Origin of the sequence: Streptomyces sp. NPDC018000, assembly GCF_044328025.1 — a bacterium.
Classification (GTDB): Bacteria; Actinomycetota; Actinomycetes; order Streptomycetales; family Streptomycetaceae; genus Streptomyces.
In genome coordinates this window covers 88,994-101,992 of record NZ_JBIRGM010000005.1, presented here as the reverse complement: position 1 = coordinate 101,992, position 12,999 = coordinate 88,994, and the positions used below count along the sequence as shown (strand labels likewise).

The window sequence follows — 12,999 nt, the reverse complement described above, 5'->3', positions numbered from 1 at the left end:
TGAGGCTAGTATGGTCGGACCATAAAAGCTGGAGAATCGATCGGGGAGCCCCCATGCGCATCGGACTCTTCGCCACCTGTCTGGGAGACACGCTCTTCCCCGAGGCGGTGAAATCGACCGCGGTCCTGCTCGCCCGCCTGGGCCACGACGTGGTGTTCCCACCGGGGCAGACCTGCTGCGGCCAGATGCACGTCAACACCGGATACCAGCGCGAACCCGTGCCCCTGGTGCGGAATTTCGCCGAGCAGTTCGGTGACGCGTCGATCGACGCCGTCGTCATGCCGTCCGGATCGTGCGCGGGATCGGTCCGGCATCAGCACGAGATCGTCGCCGAGCGGTACGGGGACGCTGCGCTGCGCGCGGGTGTTGCCACCGTCAAGGCCAAGACGTACGAGCTGTCGGAGTTCCTCGTCGACGTCCTGGACGTCACTCGGGTCGGGGCATACTTCCCGCACCGGGTCACGTACCACCCCACCTGCCACTCCCTGCGCATGCTCCGGGTCGGCGAAAAGCCGCTGAAGCTGCTCCGCGCCGTCGACTCCATCGACCTCGTCGAGCTCCCCGAAGCCGACTCCTGTTGCGGATTCGGCGGCACCTTCGCCGTCAAGAACGCCGAGACGTCGACGGCCATGCTCCAGGACAAGATGCGCAACATCGCCACCACCGGAGCCGAAATCTGCACCGCCGGCGACTCGTCCTGCCTGATGCACATCGGCGGCGGACTCTCCCGTATCAAGTCGGGCACCCGCACCCTGCACCTCGCGCAGATCCTCTCCTCCACCCGCACCTCGCCGTACGTCCCGACGGAGGCCGTCCGATGAGCAGCACCTTCCTCGGCATGCCCGCGACCCCGCCCCGCTCCCCGTACGGCACGGGAAATCTGCGCGGCGACCGGAAGTTCCCCGAGGCCGCCCACGACGAACTGCGCAACGAACAACTGCGCCGCAATCTCGGCAGGGCCACCCGCACGATCCGCGCCAAACGCCTGAACGTCACCGGCGAACTGCCCGACTGGGAAGAACTGCGCGACGCCGGCTCGGCCATCAAGACCGACACCATGAACCGGCTCCCCGAACTCCTGGAACAACTGGAGCGCAAGGTCACCGAGCGCGGCGGCACCGTCCACTGGGCGCGCGACGGAGTCGAGGCCAACGAGATCGTCGCCCGGCTCGTCAAGGCGACGGGCACCAGCGACGTCATCAAGGTCAAGTCCATGGCCACTCAGGAGATCGGACTCAACGAGCACCTCGAATCGGTCGGCATCACCCCGTACGAGACGGACCTCGCCGAACTGATCGTCCAACTCGCGCACGACAAGCCGTCGCACATCCTGGTACCGGCGATCCACCGCAACCGCGACGAGATCCGGCAGATCTTCCTCAAGGAGATCCCGGGCGTCGACCCGGGCCTCGACAACGTGCCCGCGCATCTCGCCGCCGCGGCCCGCGCCTATTTGCGCGAGAAGTTCATGACGACCAAGGTGGCGATCTCCGGCGCCAACTTCGGTATCGCCGAGACCGGCACCCTCTGTGTCGTCGAGTCCGAGGGCAATGGCCGCATGTGCCTGACTCTGCCCGAGACCCTGATCACCGTCATGGGCATCGAGAAGGTGCTGCCGCGCTATCAGGACCTCGAAGTCTTCCTGCAGTTGCTGCCGCGCTCCTCCACCGGTGAGCGGATGAACCCGTACACCTCGATGTGGACCGGTGTGACACCCGGCGACGGACCGCAGGACTTCCATCTGGTCCTGCTCGACAACGGACGCACCGCGGCACTTGCCGACCGGATCGGGCGCGAGGCACTCAACTGCATCCGCTGCTCGGCCTGCCTCAATGTCTGCCCGGTGTACGAACGGGCCGGCGGCCATGCGTACGGATCGACGTACCCCGGACCGATCGGCGCGGTCCTCACCCCCCAGCTCGCCGGGATGCACGCGGCCAAAGGCGACCCCAACAGCTCCCTGCCGTATGCCTCCAGCCTCTGCGGCGCCTGCTTCGACGCCTGCCCGGTCAAGATCGACATTCCGTCGCTGCTGGTCGAGCTGCGCCACCAGCACACCGAACAGTCCGGTACGACGGCGGAGAAGCTGGCGATGAAGGCCGCGGCCGGGGTGATGAAGAGACCGAAGCTGTACACCGCCGCGCAGAAGGGCGCGGCGATCGGCCGCGTCGTCGCCGGGCGGAACGGGAAGATCTCGCATCTGCCGCCGCCGTTCAACGGCTGGAGCGACAGCCGCGACACCGACGCCCCGCCCAAGCAGACCTTCCGTTCCTGGCTGGCATCGGCCGAAGGTGCCGCGACGATGCGGGCCGCCGCCGACGAGTACGAGAAGAACCGGAAGAAGAAGGAGGGGGAGAAGTGACGACCGCTCGTGAAACTGTGCTGGGCAGGATCAGGGACGCCCTGGCTCTCGCCCCGGCAGCGGACAGCATCGTCCGCCGTGCCTACCGCACCGGCCGCACCCTCCCCGACGACGAGCGCCTGGCCCTCTTCACCGACCGGCTCGTCGACTACAAGGCGCACGTGCACACCTGCACCGCCGACGGCACCGCGCAGGCCGTCGCCGAGGTGCTGCGGGAGTACGGTGCACAGCGGATCGGTGTGCCGGCCGGACTCGACGCGTCGTGGCTCGGCGCGTACGACGGTGAGGTCCAGCAGGACTCCGCCGGCATTCCGGCGCCCCGGCTCGACGCATTGGACGGGGTCGTCACCAACTCGGCCGTCAGCTGCGCGGAGACGGGCACGATCTTTCTCGACGGCTCGCCTGACCAGGGGCGGCGGGCGCTGTCCCTCGTCCCCGACCTGCATGTGTGTGTCGTCGACCTGTCGACGGTCGAGGTCGGGGTACCGGAGGCGGTGGCCCGGCTGGTGCCGGAGCGGCCGACGACGCTGATCAGCGGCCCTTCGGCCACGTCCGACATCGAACTGGAGCGGGTGGAGGGCGTGCACGGTCCGCGCACGCTTGCCGTGCTGATCCGGACGGACGTGTAGGAGGGCGGGGTACGCGGCCTCCTCGGCGGACTCCAGCTGCTCCTGCGCCGACCGCGCACAGGGTTCCGTAACCGCCACCGCACACACCTCAGCCCTTCCCGACCGCTGCTCGCTGCGACCGGGGAGGGCTGAGGTGTGTGCGCGGGGCCGGGTCAGATGATGCCTTCCTCGATTTCCGCCTGCTCACGAGCGCTCCCGTACGCCGACGGCGTGCTGTACGAACGGCGCGCGACGAACCACCACACGGTGGCCAGAACCAGCACCGCGACCAGCGCGATCGACGCGTAGTTCATCGAGTCGACCGTCACCGGGGACGACTGCGGGAGCAGGAACAGCACGGTCACGAATGCGACCCACGCCACGGCGATCCAGCCGATCGGCTTGCTCCAGCGGCCCAGGTGCCAGGGACCGCGTTCGAACCGGTCGCCGGAGCGCAGCTTCAGGAAGATCGGGATCGCATAGGCGGGCGTGATGCCGATGACATTGATCGCGGTCACCGCACCGTATGCGGTGGCGGAGTACAGCGACGGCAGCGCGAGCGCTCCCGCGACGACGACCGACAGCCACACCGCGTTGACGGGTGTCTGGGTGCGCGAGCTCACCTTGCGCCACAGCGCCGAGCCCGGCAGTGCGTTGTCACGGCTGAACGCGAACACCATCCGGCTGGCGGCGGCGACCTCGGCGTTGCCGCAGAACAACTGCGCCGCGATGACGATCAGGAGCAGAGCGGTGGCTCCGGAGGTGCCCAGCGCGTCGATCATGATCTGGGCCGGCGGTACCCCGGTGGCGCTGTCCTGGGCGGCCGCGTAGTCCTGGATCGCGAAGGTAAGCCCGGCGAGCAGTGCGAAACCGGCGACCCAGGAGACCCAGATCGCGCGGACGATGCCCTTGGCGGCGGTCACCGAGGCATTGGAAGTCTCCTCCGACAGATGCGCGGAGGCGTCGTAGCCGCTGAAGGTGTACTGCGCGAGGAGCAGGCCGATCGCCGCCACGTACAACGGGTTGTGCCAGCCCGTGTCATTGACGAACTCGGTGAAGACGAACGACGGCGACTGGTGGTTCGAGGGCACGATGGCCAGTACGGCGACGATCACCGCGACACCGGCGAGATGCCACCACACACTGATGGAGTTGAGCACGCTGACGAGGCGGACACCGAAGAGATTCAGCGTGGCGTGCAGCAGCAGAATGCAGACAAAGATGATCATGGTCTTGCCCGGTGTGGGGGTGAATCCCCACTGCAGATTCATCAGCGCGCCGGTGAACAGCGCGGCACCATAGTCGATACCGGCGATCGCGCCGAGCAGCCCGAGCAGATTGAGCCAGCCGGTGTACCAGCCCCACTTGCGGCCGCCGAGCCGGTCGGCCATGTAGTACAACGCCCCCGAGGTCGGGTAGGCGCTGGTCACCTCGGCGAGTGCCATGCCGACGCAGAGCACGAAGAGGCCGACACCGGCCCAGCCCCAGAGCATCACCGCCGGGCCACCGGTCGACATGCCGAAGCCGTACAGGGTCATGCAGCCGGACAGGATCGAGATGACGGAGAAGCTGATGGCGAAGTTGCCGAAGCCGCCCATGCGGCGGGCGAGCACCGGCTGGTAGCCGAGTTCACGCAGCCGCTGCTCCTCGTCCCTGAGTGGGGCGGCCTCCGCACCCGACTGGGTCCGGGTGGATATGGACATGGGAAGAACCTCCATGAGCGGTGATGGGGAAGAGATGGAAAGCGGTCGGTTCGAAGCGGGGAAACAGCGCGGCGTCACCCGACAGATCTCAGCCGTGCGGCCCCCGTCCGGGGTCGCGGGACCCGGCGAGACAACGGCCACGGGCGCGCAGGAAAACCTCCTCGGCGCCTCCTGGGGCTTCGGGATCACGGGCGCGGTACGCCCACGGAACCGACGTGAAATAGGGGCCGAGCTCCTGGAACACCGGTGCGGCATCGGCGAATTGGAGGGCTCCCCACAGGGCATGGGCCAAATGGTTCAGGTCGAGCAGGGAATGGGAGATCGGGGCCGTGCGACGGAACCAGAGCTCCAGGGCCCGGGCCGCGTCCCGCTCGGCATCCTCGGTGACCCAGTGGAGATCCAGAGCCTTCTCGTGCCCGCGCTCACGGCGGTAGCGCTCGACCCGTACATACAGCGGCAGCACATGCAGCGCGGAGCCGTCCGGAGCGGAAGAGGCTGCCCACTGCACGAAGTTGAACGCATCCGAGAGCGTTCCCCCGGCCTTTCGCGCGTACACGAACTGGAGCATCCGATGGTAGGCCTCGCGGTTGCACGGATCGCGCTTGTCGGCCTCCGCCAGCAGACCCCACGGGCCGGGGAAGAGCATCGGTCCCGGCGGATGCAGCCGGTGCTCCTCCAACTGCTGCCGCTCGTCCAACTGGGACAGGGCCAGCAGGCACACCCATGGCACCGGGTCCGCGGGCGAGGTGTGCGCGGCAGTACGGCACGCTCCCCAGGCTTCCTGCCACAGCTCCTGTGCACGGGGGCGGCCTTCGCGGTGGGCCCGCACGGCCCGTTCCACGACGACCCGTGCGTGCATCACGGCCGCGGCGACACTCCGGGGCTCCTCGGCCAGCCAGGCCTGCACCGCGTCCGAACCGGCGGCAATCGCCCCGAGCACCTGTGTGCGCTGGGTCCACAGAGTCCAGTCCGGCGTACGCTCCAGTAGATTCCGCATGGACATCCAGCGTCCGGTGCGCAAATCCTGTAACGCGACGCGTAAGTCGTTGTCATGGCCGGCCGGGTGATAGACCGGCCGGAAATCACTGTTGGCCATGGACTCGCCCGGCCCCCGTTCGACGGGACGACATGCGACGGATGGGGGATCTCCTCAGTACGTCACGCAACCCGGCGGTGGCATGGAACCCGTGCAGATGCGGAAGGCCCGAGAGCCGGGATCTCGGCGCTCGGGGCAGAGTGTCGGTCATCAATCCTCAAGGACGTGGGGGCAGAAGCAGCTGTTGAATAACGAACTGCTCGAAAGCGTCCGGTTATTGCTCGGCGGTGAGTGTAAGGCCAGTTGCTCGAAACTCTGGACCGATTCGCGGATCTTACTCAAGTCATCTCATTCGCAAGGACGTTGCCAGGCATACGGTTCCGGACGGGCGCCCGGGCAGCTCTTGACGTACACGGTGGTCTGCACCACTCTGGGCGTCGAAGATCAATGATCACGATTCCGTTCAAGCCGCAGAGCTTCCGCACAGCTGGAGTGTCGATGACAGGCCCGGTACTCGCCGTGGACCAGGGCACATCGGGAACCAAGGCTCTGGTGATCTGCCCCGAGCGTGGTGTGATCGGATCCGGTTCGGTGCCGGTGCGGCCGCGTCACGGTGCCCAGGGAGCCGTCGAGGTCGACCCCGCCGAGCTGCTGGGCTCGGTCGTCGATGCCGGACGCCGGGCGCTGCACGAAGCGGGTGAGCCGGTGGCCGCCGTCGGCCTCGCCAACCAGGGCGAGACAGTGCTCGCCTGGGATCCCGGGACGGGGCAGCCGCTCACCGACGCGATCGTCTGGCAGGACCGGCGATCCGCCCAGATCTGTGACGAACTCTCCCCTCACCGAGAAGAGTTGACGAAACTCACCGGACTGCCGCTCGATCCGTACTTCGCCGCGCCCAAGATGGCCTGGATCCGCCGTGAGCTGACCCGCGAGGGCGTCGTCACCACCAGTGACTCCTGGCTCGTCCATCAGCTGACCGGTGCGTTCGTCACGGACGCGGCGACCGCAGGACGCACCCAACTGCTCGACCTCGACCGGGTCGGCTGGTCGCCCGCGGCCCTGGAGATCTTCGGCCTCGGCGACGAACGCCTGCCGGCCGTTGTCGACTCCGACAGGACCGTCGGTACGACGACCGCCTTCGGTGGTGAACTCCCGCTGACCGGGCTCCTCGTCGACCAGCAGGCCGCCCTGCTCGCTCAGAACGCACTTGACCCGGGAAACGCCAAGTGCACCTACGGCACGGGCGCATTCCTGCTCGCCCAGACCGGTCCCGCCCCACGCCGCAGCTCCAGCGGACTGGTCAGCTGTGTCGCCTGGCGGCTCGGCGGACGTACGAGCTACTGCCTCGACGGACAGGTCTACACCGCCGCGTCCGCCGTCAACTGGCTCACCGGCCTGGGGGTGATCTCCGGCGCGGCCGACCTCGATCCGGTCGGCGCCACCGTCCCCGACTCCGGCGGTGTCACGTTCGTACCGGCACTCGCCGGACTCGCCGCCCCGTGGTGGCGCGGCGATCTGCGCGGATCGGTGACCGGCCTCGGCCTCGACACCACCGCGGGGCACCTGGTGCGCGCGCTGTGCGAGGGCATCGCCGCGCAGGTCGTCGAACTCACCGAAGCGGTCGCGAGCGACCTGGGCTCCCCGTTGACCTCGCTCCGCGTCGACGGCGGCCTGACCCGCTCCGCACTGCTCATGCAGACCCAGGCCGATCTGCTGCAACGACCCGTCGAAGTGTCCGCGCTGCCCGATGTCACCGCACTCGGCGTCGGAGCCGTCGCCCGCCTCGGCGTCGACCCCCGGCTCCCGCTCCAGCAGGCCGTACCCGAATGGAAGCCCGCAGCCGTGTACGAGCCCCGGATCGGCCCCGACGAGGCGGTCGAACGCCTTGCCGGATTCCGCGCGGCCGTGCAGACCCTGCTGGAACACGCCTGATACGTACGAGAGTTATGCGATGAACCGCACGATCACAACGGCCGGAGACCTGGCGGCCGACCTGCCCGGGGATTGCGCGGGCGAGCGGCCCGAAGCGCCGGCCTACGACGTGACCGTCGTCGGCGCAGGCGTCGTCGGCGCCGCCATTGCCCGTGAACTGGCCCGCTACCGGCTGCGTACCGCCCTCGTCGACGCCTCGGACGACATCGGCAACGGCACATCGAAGGCCAACACCGCCATCCTGCACACCGGTTTCGATGCCGTACCCGGCTCGCTGGAAGCCCGGCTCGTACGCGAGGGCCGACACAGACTCCGTGCCTACGCTGCCGAGACCGGCATCCCCGTCGAACGTGTCGGCGCCCTCCTGATCGCCTGGGACGAGGAACAGCTGGCCGCACTTCCCGGTCTGTTGGCGAAGGCCGAACGCAACGACTACCACGCGGCACGCCTCCTGGACGCCGACGAACTGCGGGAGCGCGAACCTCACTTGGGGCCAGGCGCCCTCGGCGCACTCGAAATCCCCGACGAAAGCATCATCTGCCCCTGGACGACTCCGCTCGCCTACGCCACCCAGGCGGTGCGGGCCGGAATCCATCTGCACCTCAACTGCCGGGTACAGCACATCGACAGCGACGACGACGTCCACACCCTCACCACCACCCGCGGGACACTGCGCACCCGTCATCTGATCAACGCCGCCGGACTGTACTCCGACGTACTCGACCGGGAACTCGGCCACGACGTCTTCACCGTCACCCCGCGCCGCGGCCAGCTCATCGTCTTCGACAAGCTCGCCCGCGATCTCGTCAGCCACATCCTGCTTCCCGTACCCACCGCCGTCGGCAAGGGAGTTCTGGTCGCGCCGACCGTCTTCGGCAACGTGCTGCTCGGCCCCACAGCCGAAGAACTCGACGACAAGACCGCCACCGGATCGACCGCGGACGGAATCGCCGTGCTGCGCGAAAAGGGCCGCCGCGTCCTGCCCGAACTGCTCGACGAAGAAGTCACGGCCGTCTACGCCGGGCTGCGCGCCGCCACCGGCCAGGAGGACTATCGCATCCAGGACTACCCGGACCGGCGCTACATCGCCGTCGGCGGCATCCGCTCCACCGGACTCACCGCCTCGATGGCCATCGCCGCGTATGTCACCGAACTGCTCAGCGGCTCGGGCCTCGATCTCGGTACGCCGTCCGAATTGCCGCCCGTCACCATGCCCAACCTCGGCGAGGCATTCCCCCGCCCGTACGAGAACGCCGAACTGATCGCCGAGGACCCGGCCTACGGCACGCTCGTCTGCCACTGCGAGCGGGTCTCCGCGGGGGAGATCAGGGACGCCCTGTCCGGCACGATCCCACCGCTCACCCGGGACGGGCTGCGCCGCAGAACCAGGGCCGGCAACGGGCGATGTCAGGGGTTCTACTGCGGAGCCGCGGTCCGCGCACTGATCGAGGAGGCCCGGCCATGACCCGGCTCGAGCGGACCGTCGACGTACTGGTCATCGGCGGCGGTCCGGCCGGCCTCGGCGCCGGGGCCGAACTCGCCGCATCCGGTGCGGGCAGGGTCGAGATCCTGGAGCGTGAACAGGCCGCGGGCGGCATCCCGCGCCACTGCTTCCACGGCGGCTTCGGTGGCCGCGCCACCGGGGGAGGGGTGACCGGACCCGCGTACGCCCGGAGAAGCGTCGCCGCGGCCGAACGGGCCGGAGCCACCCTGCGAACCGGCGTCACCGTAACCGGCTGGGCCGGACCGCTGACCGTCGACACCACCGCACCGACCGGACTGGAACGGATCACCGCCCGCGCAGTCGTCCTCGCCACCGGCGCCCGCGAACGCCCCCGCAGCGCCCGTCTCGTCCCCGGCTCCCGCCCGCCCGGCGTCTACACCACCGGCGAACTCCAGCAGGCCGTCCATCTTCACCGGCAGCGGATCGGGACCCGCGCGGTCGTCATCGGCAACGAACCCGTCAGCCGTGCCGCGGCCGACACCCTGCGCCTCGCCGGACTGGACGTCGTGGCCCTGGTCACCGACCAGCCGCCCGCCCGGCTCACGGCCCTGACCCGGCCCCTGGACCGCACCCCGCTTCTCACCCGTGCCTCCGTCACCGCCCTGACCGGCCGGGAACGGCTCACCGGAGTGGCGCTGCGGCATCACGACGGCCGGACCACGACCCTGCGCTGCGACACGGTCGTCTTCACCGGTGACTGGATCCCCGACCACGAACTGGCCCGGCGCGGCGCGGTCACCCTGGACCCCGGCACCCGCGGCCCCGCGTACGACGCCTCGTACCGCACGACCGAGACCGGAGTCTTCGCCGTCGGCAATCTGCTGCACGGTGTGGAAAGCGCCGGCATCGCGGCCGCCGAAGGACGCGCCGTCGCCGCGCCCGTACTGCGTCACCTGGCAGCCGATGCCTGGCCTGCCGACCGATTGTCCGTCGCGGTCGATTCCCCGCTCCAGTGGATCGCACCGAACCTCATCGGTCCCGGACGCGACACCCGGCTCCGTGGCCGCTTCACGCTGCGCACCACCCGGAGACTGCCCTCACCGCTGCTCGTCGTCCGCCAGGAGGGCCGTGTGCTCCACCGTCAGCGACTGCTGCTGCCCGCCGTACCGGGCCGTCCGTTCCAACTGCGCGCCGACTGGCTCGAGCGGGTCGATCCGCACGGCGCGACCGTGCGGATCGCGGTGCGCTGACCGTACGTCAGGGAATCAGCAGCCAGTCCGAACCGATCGCCGCCAGCAGATTGACGGCCAGCAGCCAACTGCCCAGCCGGGTACGGCCGTTCCTGCTGAGCTCGATCACGATTCCGCACAGGATCAGCGCGATCCCGTACACCCCGACCACCAGTACCGACGACCGGCTGGCGATCCGCAGCGCAAGAACGACCGCCATCGCCGCCATGCCGACCGACGAGAGGACGATGCGCAACCGTCTCGCCTGGCGAGGCGTCAGCCTTCGGCCCTCGGTCTCGGTGACGGTCTCGGCAGCAGCCTCGGAATCGGTCTCGGGAACAATTTCCGAAACAGCCTCGGAATCGGATTCCGCAACGGCCTCGGGAGCGGCTATCGGGGTGTGCACGGCCTGGTTTTGGTCAGAAGTGCTCATGACGCCGGATCGTAATGGCTGCGGGCCGCCCTGTTCACCGCTCCGCGCGTCGGGCGGCGAAGGTGACGTAGGTTCGGTGCATGTCCGGCCACATTCTGATCCTCGGCGGTACGACCGAAGCCCGGCAGCTCGCCGCCGAGCTGACCGGGACCGGCGGCGATGCGACGGTGCGCGTCACCACCTCGCTGGCCGGCCGGGTCGCCCGGCCCCGGATGCCCGCCGGCGACGTACGCATCGGAGGCTTCGGCGGCTCCCAGGGCCTCGCCGACTGGCTGCGTACGCACAGTGTGGACACCGTCGTCGACGCCACCCACCCGTTCGCCGGCACCATCAGCGCCAACGCCGCCGAGGCCGCGAAGGCCACCGGTACCGCACTGTTCGCGCTGCGCCGCCCCGGGTGGACGGCAGGCCCCGGCGACCGCTGGCACCCGGCCGACGACCTCGCGCACGCCGCCGCGCAACTTCCCGACCTGGGCCGCCGGATCTTCCTCACCACCGGCCGCCTGGGCCTGGCCGCCTTCGCCACCGCCCCGGGCGCGGACGCGCTCCACTTCCTTGTACGGTCCGTGGAACCCCCCGAGCCACCGCTGCCCCGTCACACCGACGTAATCCTCGACCGCGGTCCGTACACCGTCGAAGGAGAGACGGCGCTGCTGCGCGACCGCGTCATCGACGTCCTCGTCACCAAGGACAGCGGCGGCCCCGCCACCGCGGCGAAACTCACCGCCGCCAGAAACCTCGGCCTGCCCGTGGTCGTGGTCCGCCGACCGCCATCGCCCGACGGCGTACCCGTCGTGCACGATGTGGCGTCTGCGCTCCAACTGCTGTGCCAGGAAGGCTGATTCAGTCGCGACGCAGCAGATACGTATCCATGATCCAGCCCTTGCGGGCGCGCGCCCCGGCCCGCAGCTCCTCGATCCGGTCCGACACCTCGGCGAGGCGCCCCGAGACCAGGATCTCGTCCTCGGTCCCCACGTACGCGCCCCAGTAGATGTGAAGATCCTGGTCGAGATGGCGGGTGAACGCCTGCCGTGCGTCGAGCATCACCACCACGTCGTCGACTCCCTCGGGCCAGCCTTCGGCCAGCCGCCGGCCCGTCGTGATCTGCACCGGCCTCGCCACCCGGTTCAGCCCCGTCCGGTGCTTGGCCAGCAGCGCGGAGACACTGCTGATCCCCGGCACCACCTCGTGGTCGAAGGCGACCGAACCCCGGTCGAGGATCTCTTCGAGGATGCCGAGCGTGGAGTCGTACAGCGCGGGATCACCCCACACCAGGAACGCCCCGCACTCGTCCTCGCCGAGATCCTCCGCGATGAACCGCTCGTACAGATCCGCGCGGCGCCTGCGCCAGTCGTCCACCGCGGGTGAGTAGTCCGACGTCCTGCGGTCCCGCTCCGGATCCCGCGCCTCGACGAGCCGGTACGAGGAGTTCTTCACATGCACATCGAGGATGTCCCGCCGCAGCCCGGTCAGATCTGACTTCTCCTCACCCTTGTCGAGGATGAAGAACGCATCCGCCCGGTTCAGCGCCTTGACGGCCTGGAGGGTCAGATGGTCGGGGTCGCCCGCGCCGATGCCGATGACATAGATCTTTCTCACTGCACCGAGTCTGCCCTATGCCTCAACATCCCGGGCGTCCGGGCTACCGGCCCCCGGGCCGCAGACACGGCGCCTCGTCGGCCGCGTCGACGGGCCGCACACGCCCCGCGTCCGAGGCGCAGGACTGCTTCGCCTCGACCCGCTCCGCCAGCTCCTCGGCCCAGCCGATCAGCCCATCGACCCCGATCCCGTGAGGAAGGGTGGCGCCGAACTCCGCGAGCGCCGCCGCGCCCCGTCGCAACAGCCGGGCCCCGCCCGTCGCATTGCCCCGCGCCGCATGCGTCAGCCCCACGGCGAGCTGCGCAAGACCGCGCCACAACTCCCGCTCCGCCACCGGGCCCGATTTCCACGCATCTTCGAAAACTTCGTGCGCATGGAACGGCATCCCCGCGTCCAGCAGCCGTTGCGCCTCACGCAATGTCTCCTCGGGGGTACGGGCCGCACCCTCGGGCTGCCGCTCCACTCCCGGTGCCCCGTACGGCAGGGGGCGCCCCAGGCCGTCACGCGGGCGCGCATTGCGCGCGCGGCCCTCGGCATCGCGGTCCCTGTGAGTCTCCTCCACCCCTCGATTGTGCCCCGTACCTGCGACGAACTGCCCGAACCACTGTCCGTGGACCCCCGCGCACGACTAGTGTCGACAGTCGTCTGCACCA

The 12,999-nt window shown here is 69.4% G+C and carries 12 protein-coding genes; 7 read left to right on the top strand and 5 right to left on the bottom strand.

Going from position 1 to position 12,999, the window contains the following annotated elements; genetic code table 11:
- Positions 1–53: 53 nt before the first annotated feature.
- The 3 genes from ACH4EW_RS14900 to ACH4EW_RS14890 are packed head-to-tail and all read left to right on the top strand — an operon-like array spanning position 54 to position 2,991.
- Positions 54–821, top strand: coding sequence for a (Fe-S)-binding protein (locus ACH4EW_RS14900; RefSeq protein WP_398256331.1), 768 nt, complete (start codon positions 54–56; stop codon positions 819–821).
- Positions 818–2,362, top strand: coding sequence for a lactate utilization protein B (locus ACH4EW_RS14895; RefSeq protein WP_398256329.1), 1,545 nt, complete (start codon positions 818–820; stop codon positions 2,360–2,362). Before ACH4EW_RS14900 ends, ACH4EW_RS14895 begins: the two co-directional genes overlap by 4 nt.
- Positions 2,359–2,991, top strand: coding sequence for a lactate utilization protein C (locus ACH4EW_RS14890; protein ID WP_398256327.1), 633 nt, complete (start codon positions 2,359–2,361; stop codon positions 2,989–2,991). The genes ACH4EW_RS14895 and ACH4EW_RS14890 overlap by 4 nt, the downstream gene beginning before the upstream one ends.
- Before the next feature lie 152 nt (positions 2,992–3,143).
- On the opposite strand, the gene ACH4EW_RS14885 is transcribed toward ACH4EW_RS14890, so the two are convergent.
- Both ACH4EW_RS14885 and ACH4EW_RS14880 read right to left on the bottom strand, forming a co-directional pair.
- Entirely contained in the window at positions 3,144–4,673 is a 1,530-nt protein-coding gene (locus ACH4EW_RS14885; protein WP_398256323.1) for an amino acid permease, read from the bottom strand.
- An 88-nt stretch (positions 4,674–4,761) separates the two neighbouring features.
- Positions 4,762–5,769 (bottom strand): hypothetical protein, encoded by a 1,008-nt coding sequence (locus tag ACH4EW_RS14880; protein ID WP_398256320.1) that lies wholly within the window; start codon positions 5,767–5,769, stop codon positions 4,762–4,764.
- Between the two features lie 438 nt (positions 5,770–6,207).
- Here ACH4EW_RS14880 and ACH4EW_RS14875 point away from each other — a divergent pair, with 438 nt between their 5' ends.
- From ACH4EW_RS14875 to ACH4EW_RS14865, 3 genes are read left to right on the top strand one after another with little or no spacing between them, the layout of a single operon-like run.
- Positions 6,208–7,641 (top strand): FGGY family carbohydrate kinase, encoded by a 1,434-nt coding sequence (locus ACH4EW_RS14875; RefSeq protein WP_398256318.1) that lies wholly within the window; start codon positions 6,208–6,210, stop codon positions 7,639–7,641.
- 19 nt (positions 7,642–7,660) lie between these two features.
- Positions 7,661–9,106, top strand: a complete 1,446-nt coding sequence (locus ACH4EW_RS14870) for an NAD(P)/FAD-dependent oxidoreductase (protein WP_398256315.1) — start codon at positions 7,661–7,663, stop codon at positions 9,104–9,106.
- The gene (locus tag ACH4EW_RS14865) at positions 9,103–10,335 is read left to right on the top strand and encodes an FAD-dependent oxidoreductase (protein WP_398256312.1); all 1,233 of its coding nucleotides are present in this window, start codon (positions 9,103–9,105) and stop codon (positions 10,333–10,335) included. Before ACH4EW_RS14870 ends, ACH4EW_RS14865 begins: the two co-directional genes overlap by 4 nt.
- A gap of 7 nt (positions 10,336–10,342) precedes the next feature.
- On the opposite strand, the gene ACH4EW_RS14860 is transcribed toward ACH4EW_RS14865, so the two are convergent.
- A complete protein-coding gene (locus ACH4EW_RS14860; protein ID WP_398256309.1) occupies positions 10,343–10,747 on the bottom strand; it encodes a hypothetical protein in 405 nt (134 codons plus the stop codon).
- A gap of 80 nt (positions 10,748–10,827) precedes the next feature.
- Between ACH4EW_RS14860 and ACH4EW_RS14855 the strand changes: the two genes are divergently transcribed.
- Entirely contained in the window at positions 10,828–11,589 is a 762-nt protein-coding gene (locus ACH4EW_RS14855) for a cobalt-precorrin-6A reductase (protein ID WP_398256307.1), read from the top strand.
- Between the two features lies 1 nt (position 11,590).
- Here ACH4EW_RS14855 and cobF read toward each other — a convergent pair whose 3' ends face one another.
- Both cobF and ACH4EW_RS14845 read right to left on the bottom strand, forming a co-directional pair.
- A complete protein-coding gene (gene cobF / locus ACH4EW_RS14850; protein ID WP_398256305.1) occupies positions 11,591–12,346 on the bottom strand; it encodes a precorrin-6A synthase (deacetylating) in 756 nt (251 codons plus the stop codon).
- A gap of 43 nt (positions 12,347–12,389) precedes the next feature.
- Positions 12,390–12,908 carry a DUF309 domain-containing protein gene (locus ACH4EW_RS14845; RefSeq protein ID WP_398256302.1) on the bottom strand — a complete coding sequence of 173 codons (519 nt, stop codon included), beginning with the start codon at positions 12,906–12,908 and terminating at the stop codon, positions 12,390–12,392.
- Positions 12,909–12,999 lie beyond the last annotated feature (91 nt).